The organism is Actinoplanes sp. TBRC 11911 (genome assembly GCF_012933445.1).
Classification (GTDB): Bacteria; Actinomycetota; Actinomycetes; order Mycobacteriales; family Micromonosporaceae; genus Actinoplanes.
The window spans coordinates 13,456-38,603 of sequence record NZ_JABBNC010000016.1 but is presented as its reverse complement, the minus strand read 5'-3'; the positions used below and the strand labels follow the sequence as shown (position 1 = coordinate 38,603).

The following is a 25,148-nucleotide window of genomic DNA, read 5'->3' as shown; positions in this document are numbered from 1 at the left end:
GTTTCGTGAATCGAACAGACTCCGAGACCGGCGGCCACACAAGCGCACGGTTCATACTGACCAACCGTATGAACCTACACGCCATGCTCAGCAGCCGCATAATCGGACCGCGAACCTTTTTCACCAAGTACTACCAGGACTTGCTGGATCTCGGCTCGGGTTCTGTCCCTGTGCTGAGCGAACCACCTGCCTCCGATCTGGTTGACGTCGCATCTGCGAGCGTTCAAACGGGGCCGGCCCTGCTGGAAATCATGACTCCGGTTACGAACGTGCCCCAGGCACCCGTCGATTTTGTGGAGTCCGTACCGATGGCAGCCGTTACCGCCATCCACCTCCCCAGCGACGCGAGCCTCCGGGAGTATCGTGCTCGCAAATATCGCAACATTCACCCCCACGACAACATCCTCAACGTTACGCCAGCTCTGTTCACCGGCACGGTGAACAGAAATGACGTAGTCCAGGCATTCGATAGTCAAAAGCGACCTGCACCCCGCGACGCCGAGACGTGGCGACGCATCGATCGGGTACGCGGAGCTCTCTCGGCCTGCATAGCGGCCGCCGACGACGAGGCGACTCTGCGCCGCGCGGCCAGCGTCATCGACAAGAATGTGCTCGTTTCTTCCAGCCGATTCCTGTCGCTGCTCAACTCCTCTCGGCCGCGCGAACTGAACGCTGCCGATCGAGCACTCACTGCAGCGGCCCTGGAGATAGTCATTAACAACGATGTTAAGGATGCCTGGAATCCGGTGGCAATCATCGATCGGATACGCAGCACCGTCTCCTCCGACGACGTCACCGCGAGAATCATCGCTGCCAACCTCAACCGAGTAAGTGAGATCGTCACTGCTCGGGTCCCATTCACACCCTTCCGGCAAGGAGGGCGAGGGCTGACGAGCGCCAAAGCGCTTCTCCTGGTCCTGCTGCGCGAGGATCTCGCGGAACTCCTCGCGTGGCCACCGACGGAAACAGGCGCAGACCCAAACACCAGACAGCTCGCCGCGATCTTCGCAGGCGCACTGCGGGGGCTATCCCGCGAAACCACCTCCGTCCGAAGCCTCACGCTAGACGATCTCACCGCGCGATGGGCATGCAGCAACAATGAATCCGAATTTTCAGCGGTGAACATTGCAGTAGTGGCCAAGGACGACAAGATGCACCTGACAGTTGACGGACGCGGCGTCCGCAGCGTGCGGTCCACCGATACTTCGACACTTTGAGGAACATCAAATCTCTCGCGGACACCGAAATGGATTTGACAGGGCATACCACCGCCTCAAACCAACCACCGAACCAGCCAGCATCTGCCATCGTCTGCCGCTATCCATTCCTTCCGCCATCGCGAGATCTACCGTAGCTACGTGGCGTTTGGTGGGTTCGGCAATCTTATCCTTGACCATTTCCGGTTCTTGTTTCCTCGACGGCGCCGGAGTTCCAGGCGGTGGTCAGGCCGGCGGCGACCCGCCGCGGCGCGAGTCTATGGAGGGTCAGTCCGTCACTAGTTGGCGACGCGCTGGGGATGGCGACGTTGGCCCTGCAAGGCACGGTCATCTTGGGCGACGACTTGTCGCCCCCACGACCTGCAGGTCCTAGGCTTTTCAGGTGAAGTGGCATCGGCGCTTCATCTGCGGCATCCGCCAGCAAGGTGGAGTGATCCACCCAGATTCCGGCGTCATTGTCACGCCCTCCGGCCCCGACGATTGAGACGATGTCCACATGACTGACGATCTGGACGACCAGTACGAGGCTTTCCAAGCGATGGCGGACCGCATCACGCCGGAGAAGGCCGTCCAGAAGCTCCGTCTCCTCAGGGTGCCTGACGAGATCATCGAATTGATCCGCCAACGGCATGAGGCAGAGGTCATCAAGATCCGCGAGATGCGAGAACCGAAAGTCGTCTACATGGCGGGCCGCCTGACCTGGTATACCGGCCCGCGCGCGGATGACCGCTACTGGCCCTCGCTCGAGAGGAAACTGCTCGCCGGGCCGCGGCCGTGGTCGGACAAAGCGATCACCTCTCTTGACGAAGAATCGACGAAGGTTGTAGGCCTTCTCGACGACCCGAGCACCGACGAGTTCCGCAGCATGGGCCTGGTTCTCGGCTACGTTCAGTCTGGTAAGACCGCAAATTTCACCGCGGTCATGGCGAAGGCGGCCGATCGGGGATATCGGCTCTTCATCGTTCTCTCCGGCATCCACAACGGCCTGCGTCGGCAGACACAAGCTCGGCTGGCACGAGAGTTGGTTCAGCTCAACCCAGGTCAGTGGCACGAGGTGACGACCGTCGACTCTGACTTCCAGCCGCAGGGAAACGCTGCGGCGTATTTCGCCGCGCAGAACCAGCGGGTCCTGCTGGTGGTCAAGAAGAACGCGAAGGTGCTGGCGAAACTCAACCGTTGGCTGGCGTCGGCCAAGGAATACCTGCGCGACTGCCCGACGCTGGTCATCGACGATGAGGCTGACCAGGCCACGGTCGGCGGTAAGGTGATCAACCCGCTGATGAGCAAGCTGCTGAAGTCGTTCCGAAAGGTCGACTATGTCGGATACACCGCGACGCCCTTCGCCAACCTCTTGATCGATCCGGCTGAGGACGAGGACTTCTATCCGCGGGACTTCGTGATCAGTCTCAAGGCGCCGAAGGGATACCAGGGGCCTGAGGTTCTTTTCGGTCGTGATCCGCTGGACGGCGAGGACCCGAACGACGTGCCCGCCGGTGAGGACATGATCCGGGAGATTCCGGAAGATGACGTCGAGCTCGTCCGGCCGGTCAACAAGGCCGCCGCGGTCGACTTCATGCCGGAGATGACACCCTCCCTGCGTCGCTCGGTGTTGTACTTCTGGCTGGCCACGGCGGCGCGCAGAGTGCGGAAGTCCGGCGTTCCGCACTCCACGATGCTGATCCACACCACCCTTCAAACCGACATCCATGAGGACTTTCGCGTCCCTCTCGATGACCTGCGTGTCGGCGTGCTGCGTGGCCTTCGAAGAGACGACTTCGACCTCTATCACGAGATCGAGCAGCAGTGGGCCGACGAGAGCGCAAGTGTGCCCGCAGCCGACTTCGGTGAGCAGCCGGTGCCGTTCGACGAGTTGCTGACCCAACTCCCGGCTGTCGTCGAGGAAAGTCGCGTGGTTGTGGACAACTATCGCAGCCGCGATCGGCTCGACTACGAATCCGGACCGGTCGTCGCGATCGCGGTCGGGGGAAACACGCTCAGTCGCGGGCTGACACTCGAAGGCCTTGTGACGAGTTACTTCGTCCGGGCGTCGTCCGCCTACGACACGTTGCTCCAGATGGGTCGCTGGTTCGGTCACCGGGCCGGATATGCCGATCTTCCCAGAATCTGGATGACCGCCGAACTTGCAACCTGGTTCCGCCATCTGGCTGTAGTCGAGGCAGAGATCCGTAAGGACATCGACCGTTATTTGGTGGAGGACAAGAACCCGCGCACGTTCGCTGTCCGTATTCGCACCCATCCCAAGATGCTGGTCACTGCCCCCGCGCGGATGAAGGACGCGGTCACGGCACACGCCAGATACGGTGGTGACCTGGTCGAGAGCCGCTATTTCCGCACCGACGCCGATGCCGGCGAATGGCTGAAGCGCAACGCAGACGCAGGCATCGCACTCATCCAGGCCGCCCAGCGGCACGGTCGAGCCGATTCTCAACAGCCCGCCGGCCGGTGGCTTTGGCGTGACGTGTCCTACCGAGATGTGCTTCGGTTCATCAGTACGTACAAGTTCGACAAACGGACCGAGGAGGCGCGTCCTGAACTCCTCAAGAGTTACATCCAGAAGCGGGTTGACAGTGATGCCCTGCGGGCCTGGGACATCGCCGTCATTGGCAACTCGGGTGCCGACGCCACGGTGTGGAAGCTTCCCGACGGGACACAGGTCGGACTGAACCGGCGCAGCCGGATCAACGGAGCCGAGGATCCGCTCGCCGACATCAAGACCCTTTCCGGTTCCCGAGACCCGGCAGTCAATCTCCAAATACCAGAGGGCTTTGACGTGACGTCGAGGTCCCACGTGGATGCGCTTCGGCTCAAGCAGCGCCCCGACCACGGCTTGCTGCTGCTGTATCCCATCGATCCGGTTTCGACGAGCAGCCGGGATCGGCGCTCGCCACTCAACGCTCCGTACGAAGTCGTCATGGGTGCCGCAATAGTGTTCCCGAAGCCCACGACGGCCGACAGCGAGGTCGAATACGTGTCGGCCGACATCTCCCGGGTCGCGGGCCAGTACTGGGAAGAGGAGGACCCGCAGGCGTTGGAGCAGGAACCCGAGGAAGACGCCGGATGAGCGACTTGAGGACCGTCATCACGGACCATTGGACGGCGCTGAGCGAACGCCCGCACGGGACTTCTTGGCTGACCTCCGAACTACCTGTGGAGGTCGCCGGCGCCCGTGTACTGTGTGCTCTCGGTCCGGACGGCAAGCGGCATTTGTTGGTCCCGATCCCCCGGGGCGAGACGGTGCAACCTGACACCCGAGCGGCCGCCGTGCACCTGGTGCCCCTCGCGCTCGAATCCGGAAGCGGAGTCGGGAAGTATGCGAACCTTGTGCTTCTTCGCGACGACCTCGCCGAGATCTTTACCGGACTGTGTGCCGACGTGGTAGCCGCGTTGGCGGCGGACCTCGCTGCACCTCTGGTCGTCGTAGCCCAGGTTCTCGACGGATGGCATGAACTGTTCCGCAGCGGCCGACAGCTCGGCATCGAACAGCTCGCCGGGCTCTTCGGGGAACTGGTCTTCCTCAACCAGTTGCTCGACCTCGACGGCAACCTGGTCCGCGCGTGGCAGGGTCCGCTCCGAAATCCGCACGACTTCACTGCGAACGGCCAGTCTGTCGAGGTCAAGGCCACGGCATCGTCGGAGGGTCGGTCGGTGCGGATCCACGGGGTTGACCAGCTTGCGGCGCCGCTTGGCGGTGATCTCGTGCTGCGGTGGATGCGACTGGACACCGCGGACGCCGCCGGGACCTCTCTGCCCGAGCTGGTCGAGTCGACCGTCGCACGAGTTGCCCGACCCCGCGAGCTGTGGGACCTGCTGGCACGGTCGGGGTACCTGCTTGCAGACCGGGAACGTTACGACGGCATTCGCTTCACCGCCGTCGATGAGGCCAGTTACCGAGTCACCGATGACTTTCCGCGGATTGTCCCTTCGTCGTTCCTTAACGGGGTGCCGGCCGGACTCTCGGACCTCCGATACACGCTCGATCTCGATCTCGCTCCACCGCCCATGCAGAAGGACGAGATCGCCGACTTCATGAAGGCCATGGCGAACAGATGACCCACCCGCGTTGGTACTCGCAGCCGTTCCCCCCAGCTGGCTCGATCAGCGCCGAAGGAATCAAGCGGACCCTGGGCAAGCCTCCCATTCCATGGCCCGCGATCCTGGTCCGTGAGGCTGCTCAGAACAGCTGGGACGCCAGGCTCGGCGGTCGGTCCGTCGAGTTCACGCTCAACCTGGCTGTAGTGCCACCGCAGCACGCGAACGCTTGGCGCAGCTTGCTGCTCGAGGGAGCCCCGCACAGCGATCGGTTTCCTCTTCGGCAGACACTCCGCAGCCGTGAGAACGAGTCCTTGATGGTGCGAACGCTCACCGTCGGCGACCGTGGGACCAAAGGCCTGGGCGGGCCTACGCGCGCGGATGTCGCGCGTGGCGACGAACCACGCGACTGGGTCTCGTTCGTCCTCAACGTCGGTGACCCGCCGGACACCAAGCGCGGAGGTGGGACGTACGGCTATGGCAAAGGAATTCTTTACCAGACCTCCCGCGCTGGAACGATTCTCGTGCACACCCGCACGATGGTCGGCGCCGAGCTACAGACCCGCCTGATCGGTATCTGTCTCGGCGAATCCATGGAGCTGAGTGACGAGCTGAGTCGAACCCGTCCCTACACCGGCCGCCACTGGTGGGGCGAGGTCGAGTCGGAGCACGTGGAGCCCTTGATCGGAGTGCAGGCGGTCGCTGCGGCGGAGGCTTTGGGACTTCGCCCCTTCGCTCCGGACGAGACGGGGACGGACGTCGTGATCGTCGACCCCGACTTCGGTGAGGATACTGATGAAGAGATCGCTCGGTACCTGGCGGACGCACTCGCGTGGAATCTTTGGCCGATCATGTTGGAACAGCGCGGCACCGAAAGACTGATAGCGCAGGTCTGGCACAACGGCTTGAACGTGCCCGTGCCGGTACCGGAGAAGACGCGCGGACTGCGGACTTTCGTGGCCGCGTATCGGCGGCTCGTGACCGGCGACGAGGTCTCCACCCTGATGTGCGGCAACCCCAAGCAGGCCCTCGGCCAACTGGCCTTGGAACGGCAGTTGATCCCGCCCTACGAGCCACCGGCCGCCGCCCAAGATCTCGGCATTACCACCGCGCCGCATCACGTGTGTTTGCTTCGTGCGCCGGAACTAGTTGTCAAATACCACGCGGGGCCGGAACCGATCAGTGCGAACCTCGCGTACGCCGGCGTGTTCCGAGCTTTCGACGACATGGACCGTACTTACGCGGCCGCTGAGCCGCCCACCCATGACGACTGGGTGTTTGCGCAGTTGGACGGTCGGGGACGCACCTTTGTCAGGACCACCTTCGTCCGCATCAAAGAGCGCTTGGCCGAGTTCGCCAGACCCGCGGAGATCAAGTCCACAGGGACACGTGCGCCGCTCGGCGCCGTCAGCAACTTCCTCGGCTCCCTCGTGGCTGCAGCGGCAGGATTTGGAGCCGCTTCCCCTATCGTGCCCCCCGCGACGTCGGCCGAACGGCGTGCCGGAGCCGACGACGTGGCCGGCGTGGGCGGGGCGTGGACGCACGAAGGCTCGGCAACCTCGTCGTATCCGTCGGTGGAGGACGGCGATGCGCTCGGTCGTGCGGCGAGCCCACCAACTGCTTCGAGACGAGGTCGAGTCTCGATTCGCCCCGACGGTGAGCCCTACTTCGAGGACTCGGAGATCGGGCTCTTGTTGGTGCAGGAAACGGTCGTGGTTGGCAGCGGCCATCTCATCGCTCGCGCCACCGCCGGGATCACCGTAGCGGACGGGAGCCGGGAGCAGGACCCGCCTGCGGGCTCCGACGAGCCGTACGTCATAGGCTGGCGGACTGGGGCACACGAGGAACGAGGCGACACGGTGAACCTCATCGACGCCGTGGCCGGTCAGCGGCTCAGCGTCGTCGTCCGGCCGGTACCGGACACGATCACGCAGATCGATGTTGCTGTGGTGCGCGACGAAGAGGTGGTCACGAGTGGCCGGTAGAGGCAATCGCGCCTGGCCGTACCGCCGCGTGCGAGGTGACCTGGTCAAAGCGTCGCCCTGGACGATCGATCCGGACACCGACGGCGAGCGAGAGGTGCCCGACAGCCTCCCGGACTGGGACTACCAGACCGATCTTCGGCTTCGGCGTCGCATTTCTTTGGACTCGGCCGCCTGTCGTGAGGTCGCGGGGCTTCCACCCGACGCATCGCTCGCGATCAGCGTTCGGTGGAATGCCCTCCCCTCGCTGCTTCGAGGCTCGGCGGCTTGGCTCCCGCTCCGAGACGACTCGCAGGAGTACCTGGTCGACGTGGAGATCGAGGGTGAGCGGTTGGGCGGCATCGTGAACCTGGAGACGATGCTCGTACTCGCGGCGCCAGACAAACCCCGACCGGCCGTCGCGCATCTCGTCGGCAGCAACCTGTGGAACGACCAGATCGAGATTAGGCTGCAGGGCAACGCGCCACTGTTCCCGATCGCGCAAGTGCCGTTCTCAGAGTCGAGCCTCCCCTACAAGGCTGCGTGGTTCCTCGAGTTGGGCGCCGACCTGAATGCGACCGCTCTCGGGGCGATACAGCTCCTCGTCAATCAAGAACATCCGACGATCGTCGCGGCTGTCGGTCGAGCGAGCTCCCCGAACGACGTCGACCGCGCGGTGCTGTCGGCGCTCCGATCGGACGTCGTGCGGACAATGCTCGAGCGAGCGTTGGAAGATGAGGCGTTCGACATGACGGAAGTCTTCGAGAAGGACACGTTGGGCGCGGTTCTGCAGGGCCTGATGAGGACTTACATGTCGAGCTATATGGACGACGGCCTGTTGGAGATCCGCCGCATCCGGGCCAGTGATCCTCCGATGTTCGCCACCATCGTCCAGGCCGCTACTGACCTTCTGGCGGACGAGCGATGAGCACTCTGTATCCGAGACTTCCGATGCGCGCCGCCCGTGAGCGCTTCAAAGATCTGCGGGAACGCAGTGCCACGGACATGTCCCGCTGGTACGACACCACACACCTGGCGCAATACTTCGCGCCGACCGGAGGTACCAGGGCCACCCAGGAACGCCTCTCGGTTCTGCGATTTCAGGTCGTGGAGACCGCCAAGGCCCACGGTTTCCCCAGCCCGTTAGGCCGGTCGGTCCACGACTTCGATACCGCTTTGGCCCGCGAGCTGCACACGAACATGGACCTCGTCCCGGTCGAGGCCGCGGAACGCCCGATGTGGGCGTTCGTGGCCTTGGTGCTGCTTCCGGACGTGGCAGTCTGGCGGTTTCCGGATCCGCCCGACGACCGCGTGCTCGCCACGGACATCACGCGCCACGTGTTCGGCCGTCTCTGGTGGCGTGCCGAACTGACCCGGGACATGGCTCGCCTGGACGACCCTTATCACCTGCTAGGAGTCTTTCCGGAACGAAACTTTGACCAGATCCTCGCGCGGCGCAGGTCGATCGGCGGATCACCCGAGCTGATCCGGGCACTTGCCAAGGAGTGGCCGAAAGACTGGACCGGGATCGACGAGACGGACGCGCTGCGGGATGTATTGAAACACTTAATGCGCAGAGGCGCCTTTCAGGATCTTTACGGGCTGCCCGAGGCCCCGTTGCGGCTCGAGGTGGCAAGAACGATCTCGGACGTCCGACACGGCGGGGCACACTCGCGCCGGGCCGGCGACCTGGACGATGGTCCCGTGGGCCGGCATGCGCGACGCTGAGTGCTGGTCCGACAGGTAGCGTGGTTCTCATGCAGGCGTCCGTAGCTCCGACCCCGAGTTCGGCAGGCATCTCCGGGCGCATGAGTCGTCAACGTCGGCGGGACACACAGCCGGAGATCGCGATTCGGCGGATCCTGCACGCTATGGGCCTTCGGTTCCGTGTCACGCTGCCAATTCCCGGCATGCCGAGGCGGACGATAGACATCGCCTTCACACGCGCCCGGGTGGCCGTATTCGTCGACGGCTGCTTTTGGCACGTCTGTCCCGAGCACCGGACCAGCCCGGCGGCTAACGCTGAATGGTGGGCGACAAAACTGGCGAAGAACCAAGCGCGAGATACTGCCACGAACGAACATCTGAGCGGGCTGGGATGGACGGTTATCAGGATCTGGGAACACGAGGACCCGGAAACGGCGGCCAAATTTATATTGACCGCCGTCAAACCGAATTCCATTTAAAGCTGTTTGTCGAGGCTGTTCGCGATGTGGCGGGCAAGCGACTCAGCGAGCTCGACGGGGACGGCATTGCCGATCTGCCGTGCAATCTGTACCTTGGAACCACACCATTTGAAACTATGACTGAAGCCCTGCAAACGTGCTGCCTCAAGATGGGTGATAGCGCGATTTTGGCGAGGGTGGATGTAACGTCCCTTCTCCGGTTTGAAGAACTCGGTCCGGATCGTGACGGACGGTCGATCCCAATGCAGCCGGCCCATGACGTCGCTCGAGCCCGATGTGTGTTTGATCCAGCATGGGCTCTTTAGCTCATCCGGCAGATTGAAGCGGTTGCCTCCAGGGGGGATGCTGCGGAACCGTGCCCGTGAGATGTCTCGGTACTCACGGGTGATGTGCAGGTCCAACCCACGGAAAGCGCCGGGCACGGCTGGGCCGTGAGGGGCGACCGTCATCTCCGGAAGGAGTTGATTCGTCTCTGGAACGAACTCCGGCAGGTTCTCCAACGCTTGCTCGACCGTTCTCCACTTCTCTCGTGGGACGTGTCCGGGCGGAATCTCTATGGGATCCAGGCCTCGCCGCGTGCCGATCACGATCGCCCGCCGCCGGACCTGTGCCGCACCGAAGTCGGCGGCGTTCACTACCGCGAACCGCAGCTCGTAGTCCTTCAACAATCCGCTGGGGACGGCCTCATCCTGTAAGGCGCGGAACTCCTCGGTACGAAGGAACCGATCGACGTTCTCAAGCATAAATACCTTGGGCTTGATCGCGTTCAGCACGCGTACGTACTCGCGCCAGAGCTGGTTGCGAGGATCGTCAAGCCTCTTCTTCCCGAGGTTCGAGAAGCCCTGACAGGGCGGGCCACCAACGACCACATCGGCTTGCGCAGCCTCCGGGTCGACGTCCCACCCAATGATGCTGTCGGCGACGACAACATCCTTGCCGAAGTTTTCGGCGTAAGTGGTGGCTGCAGCGAGATCGATCTCTACGGCACGGACGGTTTGGTATCGACCAGCTTGGTGGAAACCTGAGGTAATTCCGCCACACCCTGCGAAGAGGTCGACCACTTGGAACGGTTGTGCCATGGACAGTACCTTAGCGCCGCTCGATCACTCGTTCGGGCGTCTGTGCCGCGTGTCCTGCTCCCGTGCACGAAGGCTGGCGCCCTCGGGCGCTTCCAACCTGGTCGGATAACGTGGCGGGTGCGCCAGTGGAGAGGAAATCACGTGGAGTTGCTGCACTCGGGGAAGGTTCGGGACGTCTACGCGGACGGCCCCGACATCCTGCTCGTTGCGTCTGATCGGGTGTCGATCTATGACGTCGTCCTTCCCACGCCGATCCCGGACAAAGGGAAGATCCTCACGCAGCTCTCCCTCTGGTGGTTTGAGCAGCTCGCCGACGTCGTGCCCAACCACATCATCTCCAGCACCGACGTCCCCGAGGAGTGGGCCGGCCGTGCGGTCCGCTGCGAGCGCCTCGACATGGTCATGGTGGAGTGCATCGCGCGGGGCTATCTCGCCGGCTCGGGTCTCAAGGAGTATGAGCGTGACCAGGCCATCTCGGGCGTGCCGCTCCCCGCGGGGCTGATCGAGGGGTCCGACCTGCCGGAGCCGATCTTCACGCCCACCACCAAAGAGTTGCCGGGTGAGGGCCATGACGAATTCATGACCTACGGAGACGTCGAGGCCAAGGTCGGTGCCGGCACCGCGGACGAGCTGCGGCGGATCACGCTCGAGGTGTACCGGCGCGGGCAGCAGGTCGCGGCCGCCAAGGGGATCATCATCGCGGACACGAAGCTTGAGTTTGGGTTTGGGCAGGACGGCAGTCTCAAGCTTGGCGACGAACTGCTCACGCCTGACTCGAGCCGCTTCTGGGCGGCCGACGAGTGGAAGCCGGGCGGCACCCAGCGCTACCTGGACAAGCAGTTCCTCCGGAACTGGTCCTCGTCGCTGACCGACTGGAACCGCACCGCGCCTGGGCCGGAAATCCCGGACGAAGTGGTGGAGGCCACCCGCAACCGCTACATAGAGGTGTACGAGCGGCTGACCGGCGACACCTGGCGCTAGGACGACGGCCAGAGCTTCAGGCCCGGCGTCTCCCGCGTGCGATACAGGTAAACCCCGTACAGGACGGCCAGCACGGCCATCAGCGCCCCGGTCCAGCCGCCGACGGCCAGACTCACCGGCGCGAAGACCCACAGCACCACGGCGAGGGTCACCCGCCAGACGCGGCGGCGCTGGGTGAGCTTCGCCATGCGTTGCGCAAAATCGGGGTCCTCGCTATCCAGCTGACTCACCAGCCGGTCGAAGACGCTCTTTTCCTTGGGGTCGAGCACGGGTAACCACCTCCACCTGCGGACATCCGCGGCGTTGGCTACCCGTGCCCGGCACGCCAAAACCTCCGGGTGCCCATCCACACACCCAGAGCAAAGAGCCTGCCTTCGTACGCGACGCCGGCTCCCACAACCGCATCAGACCCAGTCCCGGACCCCGGATGAGCCCCGCCCCGCACCCCGGCGCGGCCACCCACAGTGGACATCCCGCACCGCGACCACGCCTCCTACCAGTGTGTTAGCCGTCGCGCCCGTAGGAGTTACGTCAGGGCGTACCCGCAATCGGGCCTTTTCATTCTTTTGTGTTCGTCGATCTGTGGCGGCCGCGACGGGCTGGCGCTCGCCGGTGTCGATGTGTCGAAGGACTCACCCGAAAAAGGGTTGGCCGCGGACGTCGAAGGGTGGTGATCTCGTGCCTACGCTCGGGACGTGGACTATGGCTTACCGCTGGAATTCGGCACCTTCATCACACCCGTCAACAACCCGCCCCAGGCGGCGGTGGCCCGCGCCCGGCTCAGCGAACAGCTCGGCTTCGATCTGGTCACGTTCCAGGACCACCCGTACATTTCCGGCTTCCACGACACGTGGACCCTGCTCAGTTGGGTGGCAGCGCAAACCACCACAATCCGGGTCGCCGGCAACGTCCTCAACATCCCGCTGCGCCCGGCGCCGGTCCTGGCCCGCGCGGTCGCCTCGCTCGACCTGCTCTCCGACGGACGGGTGACGCTGGGCCTGGGCGCGGGCGGCCAGTGGGACGCGATCGCGGCGATGAGCGGCACCCGGCGCACCCCGGCCGAGTCGGTCGACCAGCTCAGCGAGGCCATCGACGTGATGCACGAGATCTGGCAGGCGGACGAGCGGGGCCGGCTGCGGTATGACGGCGACTACTACCAGCTCGACGGCACCAAGCGGGGACCGTCGCCGGCGCACCGGGTGCCGATCTGGGTGGGCGCGCGCAAGCCCCGGATGCTGCGGCTGATCGGGGCGAAGGCGGACGGCTGGCTCCCGTCCTACTCGTACCTGGAGCCGGGTGAGCTGACCCGCAGCAACCAGATCATCGACGAGGCGGCGGTCGCGGCCGGTCGCGCCCCTACGGAGATCCGCCGGGTGCTGAACTTCTTCACCCGCCCGGGCGCGAAGGACCCGTCGCGCTGGATCGACGAGCTGGTCCGGCTGGTCCTGGAGGACGGCATCGCCACGATCATCCTGGGCACCGACGATCCCGGGGAGCTCGAGCGCTTCGCGACGCAGGTGATCCCGCCCGTCCGCGACCAGGTGGCAAAGTCCCGCGCCCAAGGCCCGGGCGATCCGGGTCGGTGACCCAGGCCGCAGCCCGCCCGTTTCGCGCCCGCCAGCGAACCTCGCAGTAACGGCGATAGGCACAACTCCGTCCAGATTGGACGTCAGCGAAGACGGATCGACGAACCCCTTAGATTGATTCAGCGCCGTCGATCGTCACGCACGGCGAACCCGGACGCCTCCGGCCAGCCCCGAAGCATCGAAGAATGTTCACGAGTTGCCCGATATTTCCCATCACGACTATCGATTTCACCGCTCCGCGCGGAACACAGCCGCACCACAAACGGCCGGAATGTGGCTGCGTTCGGCTCGGAAGGAGGGTCCGTTCGGTCGGAAAGGGCGGGGGTGCGTCAGCTGCCCACGCGGTTGCGCAGCCCGAGAGGCCTGGTTCGGGCAGGTATGGGTTGCCGCTTTGGCGAGAAGCCGACCGCGTTCAGCGCCAGCCGGGCACGTCGGTGACTGGGCTGCAGCGGCGCACAGCCGCCTCCCGGGGGAATGTCGCCCGGGGGAATGTCCAAGCCCGCCGAACCGGCGGCCTACGTGGCTCAGGGATGGGTCGGGGACGCGGTCTCCGGCTCGACCCGCCACCCCGCGCTGGCGCCGCACGCCTCGCACGCCAGCTGGTCCCCACAGGACGGGCACCAGTTGTTCGCGCGCCTCAGGTACCACCCCAGGGCCACGCCGCTTAACAGGCTCATCAGGCCGACGATCGCGGCGACCGTGACGGCGCCGGTCATGCCGCGGTGTTTCGCAGCGGCAAACCGGCGGCGGTCATTGGAAAGCCGTACCTGCGGTCGCGGCGATCCAGCGCCGGGTCCTCGTCGGAGCGTCGGCTCACGTACGGGGCGGTGAACGTGTCGACGCCGGTGCCGATGTTGGGGCCCGGCCGGTACCGCACCGTCACAGCACGCGGGGAAGCTGCCTCGATCACGCCGGCGTGCCAGCCATCGCGAAACACCCACACGCGGTCGGACGGGTGGTAGCTGTCGGCGGGCGCAACGTCCGCCGGGTCTCGCTGTGGCGGGGCGATGGACGGGGTGGACGTCGGTGCCGTGGACATCAGAGATGACCCTCCCAGATCTCGGAGACTCGGCTTGGCTTGTGTGACCCCCGTGCCGCATACAACGCCGTACGGACACTCGCGTCGGCCGAGAAGCCGAACTTTCGACACGCTCTGTCAGCGGGCGGTGCGTGTCTGTCAGTTATCATGCTCGCTGAAAAGTGCGTTCGCAAGGCCGGATGCACGTGCATCCGTCACGGGCGAATGCTTCGGGCATGGGGATGGACCTGTTTCCCACCGGGCGATCTCCCCTCTAGGATGCTTGAGGACTGCGGCCGGGCAGCCCAGATAACGATGAGGAGTCAGGTGAGCACGGGTTCGCAGCAGGAGGAGGCGCCGGGCAGCGGCCCCACCGTGCTGCGCATCCTTTTGGGCGCGCAGCTGCGCCGTTTGCGGGAAAGCAAGGGCATCACCCGTGAGGACGCCGGGTATGAGATCCGCGCTTCCGGCTCGAAGATCAGCCGCATGGAGCTCGGCCGGGTCAGCTTCAAGGAGCGCGACGTCGCCGATCTGCTCACTTTGTACGGTGTCGCCGACGCCCAGGAGCGCGAGCAGCTTCTCGTCCTGGCCCGCCAGGCGAACAACCCGGGCTGGTGGCAGCAGTTCAGCGACGTGATGCCGGGCTGGTTCCAGTCCTATCTGGGGCTTGAGGCCGCGTCCACGCTCATCCGCACGTACGAGATTCAGTTCGTCCCCGGTCTGCTGCAGACACCGGACTACGCCCGTGCCGTGATCATGCTCGGCCACGCCGGCGTGACCCCGGAGGAGATGAACAAGCGGGTCGAGCTTCGCCGCCAGCGCCAGCAGATCCTCGACCGGCCGGACGCCCCGCAGTTGTGGGCGGTCATCGACGAGGCCGTGCTCCGCCGCCCGATCGGCGGCGTCGACGTGATGCGGGCGCAGATCGAGTTCCTGATCGAGGCGTCGAAGAAGCCGAACGTCCGCCTCCAGATCATCCCGTTCCACGCCGGCGGCCACGCGGCCGCGGGCGGTCCGTTCGCGATCCTGCGTTTTCCCGAGCCGGAGCTGCCCGACGTCGTCTACGTCGAACAGTTGACCAGCGCGATCTACTTGGACAAGCGCGAGGACGTGGACCACTACGCGATGGCCATGGAGCGGGTCTGCATCGACGCCGAGGCGCCGAACAACACCCCGGAGATCCTCGGCAAGCTGCTGCACGAGGTCGGCCGACCGGCCTAGGCCCTCGACCGGTTGCTGAGCGTAAAGCTCGAACTTCAAGAATTCACACGAAAGGCGTACGGGTTCGGGTCCCGTACGCCTTCAAATCGTGAGTGTCTATCGCCCCCGTTCGTGACCCGGCTTCAGCCGAGGAGGTTGTCGAAGTCGCCGTCGCGAACGCCGCCGAGGAATGCCTCGATCTCGGCGTGGGTGTAGATCAGGGCCGGGCCCTCAGGGTCCCGAGAGTTGCGCACAGCCACCTCACCGGTGGGCAGCAGGGCAGCCTCGACGCAGTTGCCGCTGGGGTTGCTGCGCCGGCTCTTCTGCCAGGTGACACCGTCCAACTGCCCGGCGGGGATGCCGTTAACCGCGTGGGTCATGTGAAACTCCCTAGGTTTGCTCCGGCCGGGGATCGTCCGGAGGCAGATACTCTCCCGTGTGCAACTAGATCTCCACACCCTGTGCAAATGCACGTGCATTTGGCCTTGCTAACTCACGGGATTGTGAGCATGATAACGCACGTACGTTCCCTTCGGGGGTCACTTACGGTGACATCTTTTAGTGACGGACCGGTCGCGGAAACAGCGTCTGCGGCCTCGGCGCAAGGCTCCTTGGCGGGGGCGTCCAAGCGAGAGGTGACGACATGACGGTTCCCAACATCGGTCCTGAGCACGCCGATCAAGGTTCCCGCGACACGGTCGACAGCCCGCGCCGTGGCAACCCCGCACCCGTCCTCAAAGGCGGGTCGCTGACCGACGACGTGACGGCCGCCTCGGCCCGTGCGAGCACCGTCACGCATCGATTTGGCGGGGTCAGGTATGCCCTGGCCCGCCCCGAGGTGGCGGTGGCCGATCCCGAGCCGCCGGCGGAGGAGGGTGGTTCCCACGCGCGCTAGTGAGCTCGTTCGTTGCGCACGGGGTAGACATGCCGGTCATCTACCCGGCCTGCGGGTCCCCGTGCCGACCGCGCTGATGTTCCGTGGCGGGCGCTTGTTGGAGCGCTGTCCACGATGGTCCGCGCACGAGTTCGCCGAGGGGGACTACCGCTGGGGTAGAGGCACGCTTCGGTTACGCCTCGTACACGTCGAGTGGTCTCGCGTTGTCGCCTGTGGTGGCGACAAATGGCTCGAGACCGAAGGCGTGGTGGTGGACTCCGCCGGTCGTGAGGGCGACCGACGACAATATTTGATTCGCGCAGATTCAATACCCGCGCCACTGGCACGGAAACGACCGCGATGGCGGGTGGAACGGCCGATCACCCGATCGAGCGCCTGACCGGCGCTCCCCCGACCCCGGTCGGGCGGTCTGGTTCCCCCGTGCCACGCCGCTCGACCGGCCTCCATTACGGCTTCCGGGCCACGCCCGACCAGTAGTACGCCGCCTCCGGCTCGGCGACCGGCTCGTCCGGCCGCCACGCCGACACCGGCACCAGCCCCGGGTCGAGCAGCTCCCAATCCCCGAAGAAGCGCTGCACCTCCTCCTTGGAGCGGACCACCAGCGTCATCCCGGCGCCGGTGGCCGCGTCGACCGCCGCGCCCACCTCGGCCGGGTTGAAATCGGCGGTCGGATGGGTGATGGCCAGGCAGCTCCCGGACGGCATCCGGTCCCGCAGCGTCGCCACCTTGTCCCACGGATCGTCCTCATCCGCCAGCAGCATGAGGATCGCGATCAGGGTCAGCCCGATCGGCTGGGTGAAGTCGAGCGTGTCCTTCAGAACCGGATCGTTCAGGATCGACGCCGGATCACGGATGTCCGCCGAGATGTACTCACTGCGGCCGTCCTCCGAGCTGATCATCAGGGCGCGCGCGTGGACCAGCACGATCGGGTCGTTGTCCACGTACACCACGCGGGCCGTCGGTTCGATCTTCTGGGCGACCTCGTGCAGGTTGGGCCGGGTCGGGATGCCCGTTCCGATGTCGAGGAACTGGCCGATCCGTTCCTTATCAACCAGAAAATTCGCCGCCCGGTGGACGAACTTGCGGTTCTCGCCGGCCATATACCGCATGCCGGGGATGGCCTTCATCATCGCCTCGCCGACGGCCCGGTCGACGGCGAAGTTGTCCTTACCGCCCAGCCAGTAGTCGTAGATGCGAGCGGAGTGCGGCACATTGATGTTGACGCCCGGTGGTGCGACCTCGCTGTCGTCCGGCACGACCGCCTCCTCACTCGACCCGCACCCCCGGGCCGATGTCCGTCAGTGCGGTACAGAGTAACGGTCGAAATCGATCAAAGCAGCCCCGCCGACTACGGAGTGGAGTGTGCGGGTCAGGCCGCGGAGGCGCTGTCGCGGTACTGCCGGCCGTGCCCGCCGGACCCGCTCCCGCAGACCACGCGGTCGCGTCCGCCGTGCTTGGCGGCGTACAGATTGCGGTCCGCAGTGGACAGCAGAGCCGCCTGGGTCGCCTCCGCAGCGTTACCGCCGCCGGCGACGCCAATGCTCACGGTAACCGGAAGCTGCCGGGTGAGGGCGACCCAGTCATGGCGGCCGACGACCCGGCGGATGCGGTCCAGCAGCCGCACCGCCCGCTCCTCCGGGGTGTCCGGCAGGACGAGAAGGAACTCCTCGCCGCCGAGCCGGGCCGCGAACCCGTCCGGCGACACCGCCGCCAGCTCGGACTCGAGCAGCTTCGCCACCCGGACCAGGACCTGGTCGCCGACGTCGTGCGACAGGTGGTCGTTGATCTGCTTGAAGTGGTCGATGTCGAGAATGGCCACGGTGACCAGCGAGTCCGCGGCGATCAGGTCGGGCAGCTGCTCGTCCACATAGCGGCGGTTGTGCAGGCCGGTCAGCGGGTCGCGGCGGGCCTGCTCCCGGAAGAGCTCGGCCTCCTCACGCGCCTCGGTGGTCTCCAGCATCACCTGACGCGTCCGGGCCTGCGCCTCGCGCCGCATCGAATGCATCCGGTTGTACGCCGCGAAGAACTCCTTGTGGGCCGCGAACGCCTCGGCGAACTCGCCCCGGGCCGCGTGCAGCTCGGCCTGCTCCTGGTGCACCTTGACCAGCACCTGGCCCAGTTCCCGCTCGGCGCACAAGCGGCGCGAGGCGTCCAGGCTGCGCTGGGCACGGGCGTACGCGTGCAAGCCTCGTTGGGCCCGGGCCAGGGTGAGCAGGTATTCCGGCAGGGCGTCGGCGTCGTCCTGCGCCCCGCCGTCGTGGTAACTGTCGATGCACGCGATCATCGTGCGCTCGGCCTCGGCGTACTGCTGATTCTCGATCTGGATGACGCCGACCGTGTCCTGGATCGAGGCGTCGAGCTTGAAGCCCTCCTGCTTGGCGAGGGTCCGCAGCCGGTCGGCGACGTGCCGGGCGTGCTCGCTGTTGCCAGCCGCGTACTCCGCGTACGCGTAGTTGTTCAGCACGGCCAGCAGTAAATCCGGCCGGTCCAGCTCGGTGGCGAGATCGGCGGCCTGCTCGTAGCGCGTCCGGGCGGCGTCGGCCGACCCGCTCAAGGCCAGCGCGTCACCCAGCTTGTTGCGGTGCCAGATGTGCATGAAGTCGGTGGCGGTCTCGTCGAGCAGCTCGACGCAGAGCACGGCATGCTCCAGGCTCTGCGCGGCGTCGCCCAGGTGCCGGTGGATGTTGGACCAGACCAGGTGGGTACGCGCCGCGAGCTGTTTCGCGTCGTTGTCGAGCGCCCACTTGTGCACTTTCCAGATGCGCTTGGCGGCCAGCGTGACGTCCCCGTTACGCATGTGCAGGTTGGCCTGGCTCAGCTCGGCGCGCGCGATCAGCAGCTCGTCGCCCAGGTCACGGGCGTACTGCTCGAGTTCGACGGCACGATTGAGCATGGGGCCGGCATCCCAGTTGATCTCGTCCTCGAGCCGGAGCAGGGCAGCGGAAAGCCGCTCACTGTCCACGTCGCCGCCCCTTCCCGCGCTCGTCACCGCGACCATCGTCACCGACCGGAGGTGAGGAACATCCCGGAAAATCTCCGAGCGTCCGCGAATGATCAGCGCTCCGCTTTCGAAGGTTAGCTCTCCGTGAGAAGTTCCTCCCACAGGGGAGCGAGTGACCAATGTCGCCCCGCGGTTCATCTGCCCGCGCGACAATCAGAGCCGCAAACACTCACATCCGGCGCCGATATCCTCGACAGATGAGTACGACGGCGGAACCGGGACTCCGCGAGCGTAAGAAGGCCGCCACCCGGCAGGCGTTGCATGACGCGGCGCTCCGGCTCGCTATCGAGCACGGCGCCGACCGCGTCACGGTCGAGGCGATCGCGGACGAGGCCGGCGTCTCCCGGCGTACGTTCTCGAACTACTTCGGCAGCAAAGAGGAAGCGCTGATGTACGGCGACTTCCAGCGCATCCACTCGCTCATCGAGAAGGTGCGGGCCCGTCCGGCGGACGAGACGCCGTGGCAGGCGCTCACCGCCGCGGCCGCCGAGTTCTACCGCACGCTCGGCGACCTCGACCCGCAGATGATCGCCCAGGGACGCCTGGTGCGCAGCCATCCGACCCTGGTGGCGGCCCAGGCGCAGACGTTCGCGGCGCTGGAGCGTGAGCTGGCGGCCGAGGTCACGGCCCGGTCCGGCCAGGCCGACCCGATGGCCATCCGGGCGCGGCTGACCTCGGCGGTGTTCCTGGCGTCGCTGCGGGTGGCGTGGCACGTCTGGCTGGAGGCCCCGCCCGGGACCAACCTGTGGTCGATCGTGCAGGCGTCGCTGGCCGAGGCGGGCAGCGGCTTCGCGTAACGGCGCCGCCTAGCGGCGCAGGCCGTCGAGCAGCAGGTCCAGGTGCCGTCGCCAGGCATTGGGGAGATCCACGCGGTGCACCACGGCGGCGTTGGCGCGCAGCAGAAGGCTCAAGTCCTGCCGGGTGAAATCGGGACGAAGCACGCCCGCGTGCTGGGCCCGCTCGATCACGTCGGTGGCGCCTCGCTGGGCCGCCGCGCGCAGACCGGCGAGCCGGTCGTCGTCGTCGAACCGCGAGTTCACCAGCAGCTCGGACAGGCCGCGATCGGTGGCCTGCATCTCGAACAGCCGGGTCAGATATGCCACGAACGCGGGCCACGGGTCGGGCTCGACCATGGCGAACTCGGCCAGCGCGACGTACTCGGCCATCTGCCCCGCGAACACCTCGGCGATCAGGTCGCGACGGGTCGGGAAGCGGCGGTACAGCGTGGCGTTGCCCACCCCCGCACGCCGGGCGATCTCATCGAGCGATGCGTCCAGACCGTGCTCGCCGAACACCTCGCGGGCCGCGGAGAGCAGCGCCGTTCGGTTGCGCTCGGCGTCCGCGCGCAAACGGTGTGCCATGGGTGACAGCCTACGACGGGACCGGGGGACCCTCCCCGGTTGGTGTTACGGTTCGCGGCATGCACACCACGACCACGGCGGTGGATATTCCGACGGCGGATGGCATCGCCGACGCGTACCTGGTCAAGCCCGATGGTGCCGGGCCGTTTCCGGGTGTCCTGATGTTCATGGATGCCTACGGCCTGCGTCCGCGCCTGATCGCGATGGCCGAGCGGATCGCCGAGCGCGGCTACGCGGTGCTGATGCCGAACCTGTTCTACCGCAGTTCGCGGTCGCCGATCCTGACGCCGGAGGAGATGGCGGACGGGTCCGTCTTCGGTCAGAAGCTGATGCCGATGATCAGGACACTCACGCCGGCGAAGGTCGTCGAGGACGCGGGGGCCTACCTCGGCTTCCTCGCCGCCCAGGATGACGTCGCCACCGGGCCGCGGGTGATCACCGGTTACTGCATGGGCGGGCGGAACGCGTTGCGGGTCATCGAGGCGTACCCGGGAAGCTTTGCCGCGCTGGGCAGCTTCCACGCCGGCACCGTCGTCACCGACCAGCCGGACAGCCCGCACCTGGGCGTCGGCTCGATCACCGGCGAGGTCTACTTCGCGCACGCGGATCATGACCGGTCGATGACGCCGGAGGAGATCGCGACGCTGGAGGGCGCCCTGGCCGCGGCCGGCGTGCGATACACGTCCGAGGTCTACCCGGACGCCCCGCACGGGTTCACCATGAGCGACACGGCCGCGTACCAGGAGGCCGGCGAGCAGCGCCACTGGACGAACCTGTTCGCGCTGCTCGACCGCGCCCTGCCGGTGCCGGTCAGCTGATACAGAACTCGTTACCCTCGATGTCGGCCATGGTGTGCCAGGAGAACGGACCCTGGCGGCCGGAGTGCAGGAACGTGGCACCCCGGGCGACCAGGGCGTCCCGTACCTCGTCGATCCGGTCGCTGCCGACGAACACGTCGAGATGAACCCGGTTCTTCACGGTCTTCGGCTCGGGCACGACCTGGAAGAGCACGCGGCGCGGCTTTCCACTCGAGTACGCCTCGGGGTGCCGGATGGCCGCGCCGACGCGCCACACCAGCCGCCCGTCGTGGGTGGTGGTGTCCGACTCGTCGGCCTGGCCGCCGGCGACCAGGCCGCGGATGAGATCCTCGTCCGGTTTCTCCACCTCCCAGTCGAGGGTCTCAGCCCACCAGTCGGCGAGCGGGTGCGGATCGGCGGAATCGACGACTACCTGAAAGTCAAAGGGCATGACCGGACGCTAGCCGGGAAACCTGTCAGATCCTGACCGTTATTGCTGGTAGAGACCGGGAAAATATCGATCGGTCGCCACCACGTCGTACACCTGGCGCACCTCGGTGATCCGGCCGCCGGTGATCGTCAGGAACTCGATCATGCGAGCCGTCCCGAACGGCGCCACCATGTCGTAGCTGATCGCGACTCCGTCGTCGGCCGGTGTCTGACCGACCACGGTGACGTCGTCGGCGAAGACCGCGATCCGATGCAGGGTTTGCACCAGCTCCTCCTCGTCGACCACGGCGTCGAGGTTCCACTCGATCTCCGCGTCCGGCGACAGCAGGTGCCGGACCGCCACCCGGTCGTCGCTGGTCCACGAGTGGGTCCAGAAACCGGCCACGTCCATCGGTGCTCCTAGCGGGTCGCGCCGGCCACCGGCCGGGCGGGCATCGGGTCGGGGAACTGCCCATGGCCGAGCAGGGCGGCGGTCGCCTGGGCCACCCGCTGCGCGGCCAGGCCGTCGCCGTACGGGTTGCCGCCGGCCACCATCGTGTCGCGGTGCACCCGGCCGGCCAGCAGGCCCGCCATCTTCACCGCCACGGTCGCCGGATCCGGTCCGACCAGCCGCGCGCTCCCGGCGTGAATCGCCTCGGCGTAGGCGCCGGCATTCCCCAGGACGAAAACCGGGGCACCGGCCGCGAGGGCCTCCTCGGTCAGATCCTCGTCCGCGGTGATCACCACGTACGCCTCGGCGAGCAGAGCGGCGCGCAACGCGGACGGGAGCTCCCCGCCCAGCGCGAGCACCTCGAGATCGCCGAACCGGACCGTGAGCGGACGCAGCGCCGCGACCACCGGCGCCGCGTCCGCTCCCACCACGACGAGTCGCCGGGAACGGACCGGCGCCTCCTCGCGGCGGCCGGCGAGCGCCCGGGCCGCGTCGGCAGCCGTGCCGCCCGTCAGCAGCACGTCCCCGGCGACCACGCGCTCATCCAGCAGGTTCATGGCGGCCAGCGGTGTCGCGGCCAGGTGCAGGGTGGTGACCTGGGCGAGCAGCCGCCGGTCGGCGTCGGTTGCCACCGGGGTCACGTCGCTCGATCGGCGGCCCGCGTCGATCTGCATGATCGGAATCCGGCGCCAGTGCGCGGCCAGCCCGGCGGCCAGGAAATCGCGCACCACGACGGCGGCCGGTGTGCGACCCGCCCAGAGCGCGTCGAAGCGGCGCAACGCCTCGGCCGGGTCGTCCCCGGTCGGCATCGTGATCTTGGGAGTCAGCCCGAAGGCGGCGTACGTGGCGTCGACCGCGGCCGGATCCGGGCCGGCCGCCAGCAGCACCGCCGAAAGGGTTCCCTGCTCGCGCATGGCCAGCGCGATCGGGGCGAGCCGGAGAGCCTCGGCCCGCGAAGCGCCGACGAGGTGCACTTCGGGCAGCGTCATGGTTTCCTCTCCGACCGGTGGACGGCTAGGACACTATGCAGTCACGCTGCGTGATACAAGGTTCCGAGCCGGGACGCCGGATCAAAGTGGCCGAACGGTCGAACCCAGACATCCCAGGCTGGGCATTTACGGCCGAAACCCCACTTGTCGGAGAGAAGGCAGAATATTACGCTCTGTAATCACGTCAGTCGGGCGGGCGGTTGAGCAGCGACGGGTCGTCGCGCAGCAGCGCGGCCAGCCGGCGGGCCGCCAACTCGGTTTCCTCCGGGCGTTCCACCTGCAGCGGGACCGGATGCGCCAGCGGGGCCGGCATGCCGTTGGGCTGCGGCTGCTGCGGGATCCGCTCGGCGGCCGGCGGCTCGGCCGGTGCACGATACTGCTCGGGCTGGATGTGCTGGGCAGGGCCGGGCTGCGGCGGGACCGACGGGCGGGGCTGCGGCGGCATCGGGTAGCCGTTCGGGTCCTCGTACGCCGGTGGTGGTGGTGCGGCCGGGGCGTCGAACGTCCCGTACCGGCGCTCCTCGGTCTCCGACTCGGCGTAGAAGCGCTGCGGCGGATATGACTCCTCGACCGTCGCATCGACCGCCACCACGAAGTCGGCGTGCCGCCCCGCGGCCGCGGCCGGGTCGGTGGTGGGCGTGCCGACCGCGTTCTCGGCGTTGACCTGCACCTGACCGTCGGAGAAATAGAAGTGCAGCAGGAGCGGGTCGCCCGCCCCCTCGACACCGACCGTCACGCCCAGTTGTGGATTGTGCGCTATGACCCCCGCGATGGCCTCGACGAGCTCCGTCACCGCCGGCGGGGTACCCGTCGCCTCCCCGGCGGCGCGGCGGCGCAACTCATCACGGCGCGCGAGCTTGTCGAGCGCGTCGTCCAATCCGCCTCGCACGTAACCGTTCCTTCCGTAGCGGGTCGCTCCGTCAACTCTGCCCGCTCGGAGGCCGATTTGGGAACCTCGATCCGAGCGACCCGCCGCACACCCTACGTCGACTTTTGCCGAATGGCTTTGTCGAGGGCTTGATCCAGCACGACCAGTAACGCGTCGCGCACCGATCCGCGAAAACGTGCGTCGTAGGCGAGCACCGGGACGTCCTCGCGGATCGCGAGCGCCCAGCGCACTTCGTCCAAGCTGTAGTTCATCTGCCCGTTGAACGTGTTGACGCCGACCACGAACGGAAGCCCGGCCCGCTCGAAATAGTCGACAGCGGGATAGCAGTCGTCGATGCGGGCCGTGTCCACGACCACGAGGGCACCGAGCGCGCCCTTGATCAGGTCGTCCCACATGAAGGCGAACCGGGACTGGCCGGGCGTACCGAAGATGTAGAGCTTCAGCGTCTGGTCGATGGTCTGCACGCCGAAGTCCATCGCGATGGTCGTCGTCGTCTTGAGCGACGCCTCGCCGGGATCGTCGATGCCCATCGAGGCCGACGTCATCTCGGCCTCGGTGGTGAGCGGCGAAATCTCGGAGATCGCACCGACGGTCGTCGTCTTACCGACGCCGAAGCCACCGGCCACGATGATCTTGACGGGGACCGGTGCTTTCTTCGGCCTGCCGTCCTCGCTACCCACGCGGGCGGTGCCCACGTGGCGGTCAGGTGATTGCTCGTAGTCCACGGATCACTCGCATGATGGTCTCAGGGTCGGGGGTGTCGTTGTCCAGCACGTGGACGTCCAGCTGGCCGGCGGCTCGGAGGTCGCCGACCAGGATGCGCGCGACGCCGAGGTGCAGGTGCAGCCGAGCGGAGATCTCCGCCACCGAGACCGGCTCGCTGCACATCCCGACGATCGCGCGCATCTCCGGCGAGAGACGAACCGGCGCGGCCATCGGGTTTAAGGTCACCTGGGTCTCCATCCCGATACCAGGATCCGCACCATCCGTACGCCCAGACGTGATGACGAATGGGCGCAGGCTCACGGACTGGTCGGTGACGGTTTCCTCGACGCGGT

Annotated in this window: 26 protein-coding genes; 13 read left to right on the top strand and 13 right to left on the bottom strand. The window is 66.6% G+C overall.

Annotated features, from left to right (window positions below; translation table 11 throughout):
- Positions 1-5: 5 nt before the first annotated feature.
- The 7 genes from HH310_RS22010 to HH310_RS21980 all read left to right on the top strand — a co-directional run bounded on the left by HH310_RS22010 (position 6) and on the right by HH310_RS21980 (position 9,414).
- Positions 6-1,217: a hypothetical protein gene (locus HH310_RS22010; RefSeq protein ID WP_169177496.1), complete on the top strand. Its 1,212-nt coding sequence runs from the start codon at positions 6-8 to the stop codon at positions 1,215-1,217.
- A gap of 496 nt (positions 1,218-1,713) precedes the next feature.
- Positions 1,714-4,299, top strand: a complete 2,586-nt coding sequence (locus HH310_RS22005; RefSeq protein ID WP_169177495.1) for a Z1 domain-containing protein — start codon at positions 1,714-1,716, stop codon at positions 4,297-4,299.
- A complete protein-coding gene (locus HH310_RS22000) occupies positions 4,296-5,288 on the top strand; it encodes a PD-(D/E)XK motif protein (protein ID WP_169177494.1) in 993 nt (330 codons plus the stop codon). Before HH310_RS22005 ends, HH310_RS22000 begins: the two co-directional genes overlap by 4 nt.
- Positions 5,289-5,584: 296 nt before the next feature.
- Positions 5,585-7,252 (top strand): hypothetical protein, encoded by a 1,668-nt coding sequence (locus HH310_RS21995; RefSeq protein ID WP_169177493.1) that lies wholly within the window; start codon positions 5,585-5,587, stop codon positions 7,250-7,252.
- Complete coding sequence (locus HH310_RS21990) at positions 7,242-8,156, top strand: hypothetical protein (protein ID WP_169177492.1); 915 nt, start codon at positions 7,242-7,244, stop codon at positions 8,154-8,156. The genes HH310_RS21995 and HH310_RS21990 overlap by 11 nt, the downstream gene beginning before the upstream one ends.
- Complete coding sequence (locus HH310_RS21985) at positions 8,153-8,956, top strand: DUF6339 family protein (protein ID WP_169177491.1); 804 nt, start codon at positions 8,153-8,155, stop codon at positions 8,954-8,956. The genes HH310_RS21990 and HH310_RS21985 overlap by 4 nt, the downstream gene beginning before the upstream one ends.
- A gap of 29 nt (positions 8,957-8,985) precedes the next feature.
- Positions 8,986-9,414, top strand: coding sequence for a very short patch repair endonuclease (locus HH310_RS21980; RefSeq protein WP_312034255.1), 429 nt, complete (start codon positions 8,986-8,988; stop codon positions 9,412-9,414).
- On the opposite strand, the gene HH310_RS21975 is transcribed toward HH310_RS21980, so the two are convergent.
- Entirely contained in the window at positions 9,411-10,493 is a 1,083-nt protein-coding gene (locus HH310_RS21975; protein ID WP_169177490.1) for a DNA cytosine methyltransferase, read from the bottom strand. The genes HH310_RS21980 and HH310_RS21975 overlap by 4 nt on opposite strands.
- 141 nt (positions 10,494-10,634) lie before the next feature.
- Here HH310_RS21975 and HH310_RS21970 point away from each other — a divergent pair, with 141 nt between their 5' ends.
- Positions 10,635-11,474, top strand: a complete 840-nt coding sequence (locus tag HH310_RS21970) for a phosphoribosylaminoimidazolesuccinocarboxamide synthase (protein WP_169177489.1) — start codon at positions 10,635-10,637, stop codon at positions 11,472-11,474.
- Here the strand turns inward: HH310_RS21970 and HH310_RS21965 are convergent.
- Positions 11,471-11,743 carry a DUF3040 domain-containing protein gene (locus HH310_RS21965; protein WP_169177488.1) on the bottom strand — a complete coding sequence of 91 codons (273 nt, stop codon included), beginning with the start codon at positions 11,741-11,743 and terminating at the stop codon, positions 11,471-11,473. The two genes, HH310_RS21970 and HH310_RS21965, sit on opposite strands and share 4 nt — an antisense overlap.
- A gap of 426 nt (positions 11,744-12,169) precedes the next feature.
- Between HH310_RS21965 and HH310_RS21960 the strand changes: the two genes are divergently transcribed.
- Positions 12,170-13,060, top strand: a complete 891-nt coding sequence (locus tag HH310_RS21960; RefSeq protein WP_312034254.1) for an LLM class flavin-dependent oxidoreductase — start codon at positions 12,170-12,172, stop codon at positions 13,058-13,060.
- Between the two features lie 712 nt (positions 13,061-13,772).
- Here the strand turns inward: HH310_RS21960 and HH310_RS21955 are convergent.
- Entirely contained in the window at positions 13,773-14,099 is a 327-nt protein-coding gene (locus HH310_RS21955; protein ID WP_248294270.1) for a hypothetical protein, read from the bottom strand.
- Positions 14,100-14,405: 306 nt separating this feature from the next.
- On the opposite strand from HH310_RS21955, the gene HH310_RS21950 reads away from it, so the two are divergent.
- Positions 14,406-15,299, top strand: a complete 894-nt coding sequence (locus tag HH310_RS21950) for a helix-turn-helix transcriptional regulator (protein WP_169177487.1) — start codon at positions 14,406-14,408, stop codon at positions 15,297-15,299.
- Positions 15,300-15,421: 122 nt separating this feature from the next.
- Here HH310_RS21950 and HH310_RS21945 read toward each other — a convergent pair whose 3' ends face one another.
- Positions 15,422-15,658, bottom strand: a complete 237-nt coding sequence (locus HH310_RS21945; protein ID WP_169177486.1) for a DUF397 domain-containing protein — start codon at positions 15,656-15,658, stop codon at positions 15,422-15,424.
- Between the two features lie 263 nt (positions 15,659-15,921).
- Here HH310_RS21945 and HH310_RS21940 point away from each other — a divergent pair, with 263 nt between their 5' ends.
- Positions 15,922-16,173, top strand: coding sequence for a hypothetical protein (locus HH310_RS21940; protein ID WP_169177485.1), 252 nt, complete (start codon positions 15,922-15,924; stop codon positions 16,171-16,173).
- 446 nt (positions 16,174-16,619) lie between these two features.
- On the opposite strand, the gene HH310_RS21935 is transcribed toward HH310_RS21940, so the two are convergent.
- Both HH310_RS21935 and HH310_RS21930 read right to left on the bottom strand, forming a co-directional pair.
- A complete protein-coding gene (locus HH310_RS21935; protein ID WP_169177484.1) occupies positions 16,620-17,429 on the bottom strand; it encodes an SAM-dependent methyltransferase in 810 nt (269 codons plus the stop codon).
- 113 nt (positions 17,430-17,542) lie between these two features.
- Positions 17,543-19,171: a diguanylate cyclase gene (locus tag HH310_RS21930; RefSeq protein WP_211192478.1), complete on the bottom strand. Its 1,629-nt coding sequence runs from the start codon at positions 19,169-19,171 to the stop codon at positions 17,543-17,545.
- Between the two features lie 200 nt (positions 19,172-19,371).
- On the opposite strand from HH310_RS21930, the gene HH310_RS21925 reads away from it, so the two are divergent.
- Complete coding sequence (locus HH310_RS21925; RefSeq protein ID WP_169177483.1) at positions 19,372-19,971, top strand: TetR/AcrR family transcriptional regulator; 600 nt, start codon at positions 19,372-19,374, stop codon at positions 19,969-19,971.
- A 9-nt stretch (positions 19,972-19,980) separates the two neighbouring features.
- Here HH310_RS21925 and HH310_RS21920 read toward each other — a convergent pair whose 3' ends face one another.
- Positions 19,981-20,535 (bottom strand): TetR/AcrR family transcriptional regulator, encoded by a 555-nt coding sequence (locus tag HH310_RS21920; protein ID WP_169177482.1) that lies wholly within the window; start codon positions 20,533-20,535, stop codon positions 19,981-19,983.
- A gap of 59 nt (positions 20,536-20,594) precedes the next feature.
- On the opposite strand from HH310_RS21920, the gene HH310_RS21915 reads away from it, so the two are divergent.
- Entirely contained in the window at positions 20,595-21,353 is a 759-nt protein-coding gene (locus tag HH310_RS21915) for a dienelactone hydrolase family protein (RefSeq protein ID WP_169177481.1), read from the top strand.
- Here the strand turns inward: HH310_RS21915 and HH310_RS21910 are convergent.
- The 6 genes from HH310_RS21910 to HH310_RS45840 all read right to left on the bottom strand — a co-directional run bounded on the left by HH310_RS21910 (position 21,346) and on the right by HH310_RS45840 (position 25,053).
- Positions 21,346-21,783, bottom strand: a complete 438-nt coding sequence (locus HH310_RS21910) for a VOC family protein (RefSeq protein ID WP_169177480.1) — start codon at positions 21,781-21,783, stop codon at positions 21,346-21,348. The genes HH310_RS21915 and HH310_RS21910 overlap by 8 nt on opposite strands.
- A 39-nt stretch (positions 21,784-21,822) precedes the next feature.
- Positions 21,823-22,173 (bottom strand): hypothetical protein, encoded by a 351-nt coding sequence (locus HH310_RS21905; RefSeq protein WP_169177479.1) that lies wholly within the window; start codon positions 22,171-22,173, stop codon positions 21,823-21,825.
- Between the two features lie 8 nt (positions 22,174-22,181).
- Positions 22,182-23,201 carry a UDP-N-acetylglucosamine 2-epimerase gene (locus HH310_RS44885; RefSeq protein WP_169177478.1) on the bottom strand — a complete coding sequence of 340 codons (1,020 nt, stop codon included), beginning with the start codon at positions 23,199-23,201 and terminating at the stop codon, positions 22,182-22,184.
- A gap of 184 nt (positions 23,202-23,385) precedes the next feature.
- Positions 23,386-24,090, bottom strand: coding sequence for a hypothetical protein (locus HH310_RS21895; RefSeq protein WP_169177477.1), 705 nt, complete (start codon positions 24,088-24,090; stop codon positions 23,386-23,388).
- A 92-nt stretch (positions 24,091-24,182) separates the two neighbouring features.
- A complete protein-coding gene (locus tag HH310_RS21890; RefSeq protein ID WP_396027535.1) occupies positions 24,183-24,719 on the bottom strand; it encodes a GTP-binding protein in 537 nt (178 codons plus the stop codon).
- Between the two features lie 73 nt (positions 24,720-24,792).
- Positions 24,793-25,053, bottom strand: coding sequence for a DUF742 domain-containing protein (locus HH310_RS45840; protein ID WP_396027534.1), 261 nt, complete (start codon positions 25,051-25,053; stop codon positions 24,793-24,795).
- Between the last annotated feature and the right edge of the window lie 95 nt (positions 25,054-25,148).

What these genes read in the sequence shown, in the direction of transcription:
- HH310_RS21910 (WP_169177480.1), bottom strand. Translation starts at nt 21,783, where the DNA reads ATGCCCTTTGACTTTCAGGTAGTCGTCGATTCCGCCGATCCGCACCCG.
- HH310_RS21980 (WP_312034255.1), top strand. Translation starts at nt 8,986, where the DNA reads ATGCAGGCGTCCGTAGCTCCGACCCCGAGTTCGGCAGGCATCTCCGGG.
- HH310_RS22005 (WP_169177495.1), top strand. Translation starts at nt 1,714, where the DNA reads ATGACTGACGATCTGGACGACCAGTACGAGGCTTTCCAAGCGATGGCG.
- HH310_RS21905 (WP_169177479.1), bottom strand. Translation starts at nt 22,173, where the DNA reads ATGGACGTGGCCGGTTTCTGGACCCACTCGTGGACCAGCGACGACCGG.
- HH310_RS21945 (WP_169177486.1), bottom strand. Translation starts at nt 15,658, where the DNA reads ATGACCCACGCGGTTAACGGCATCCCCGCCGGGCAGTTGGACGGTGTC.
- HH310_RS21925 (WP_169177483.1), top strand. Translation starts at nt 19,372, where the DNA reads ATGAGTACGACGGCGGAACCGGGACTCCGCGAGCGTAAGAAGGCCGCC.
- HH310_RS21985 (WP_169177491.1), top strand. Translation starts at nt 8,153, where the DNA reads ATGAGCACTCTGTATCCGAGACTTCCGATGCGCGCCGCCCGTGAGCGC.
- HH310_RS21930 (WP_211192478.1), bottom strand. Translation starts at nt 19,171, where the DNA reads ATGGTCGCGGTGACGAGCGCGGGAAGGGGCGGCGACGTGGACAGTGAG.
- HH310_RS21920 (WP_169177482.1), bottom strand. Translation starts at nt 20,535, where the DNA reads ATGGCACACCGTTTGCGCGCGGACGCCGAGCGCAACCGAACGGCGCTG.
- HH310_RS21995 (WP_169177493.1), top strand. Translation starts at nt 5,585, where the DNA reads ATGGTGCGAACGCTCACCGTCGGCGACCGTGGGACCAAAGGCCTGGGC.
- HH310_RS45840 (WP_396027534.1), bottom strand. Translation starts at nt 25,053, where the DNA reads ATGGAGACCCAGGTGACCTTAAACCCGATGGCCGCGCCGGTTCGTCTC.
- HH310_RS22000 (WP_169177494.1), top strand. Translation starts at nt 4,296, where the DNA reads ATGAGCGACTTGAGGACCGTCATCACGGACCATTGGACGGCGCTGAGC.
- HH310_RS21955 (WP_248294270.1), bottom strand. Translation starts at nt 14,099, where the DNA reads ATGTCCACGGCACCGACGTCCACCCCGTCCATCGCCCCGCCACAGCGA.
- HH310_RS21975 (WP_169177490.1), bottom strand. Translation starts at nt 10,493, where the DNA reads ATGGCACAACCGTTCCAAGTGGTCGACCTCTTCGCAGGGTGTGGCGGA.
- HH310_RS21940 (WP_169177485.1), top strand. Translation starts at nt 15,922, where the DNA reads ATGACGGTTCCCAACATCGGTCCTGAGCACGCCGATCAAGGTTCCCGC.
- HH310_RS21915 (WP_169177481.1), top strand. Translation starts at nt 20,595, where the DNA reads ATGCACACCACGACCACGGCGGTGGATATTCCGACGGCGGATGGCATC.
- HH310_RS44885 (WP_169177478.1), bottom strand. Translation starts at nt 23,201, where the DNA reads ATGACGCTGCCCGAAGTGCACCTCGTCGGCGCTTCGCGGGCCGAGGCT.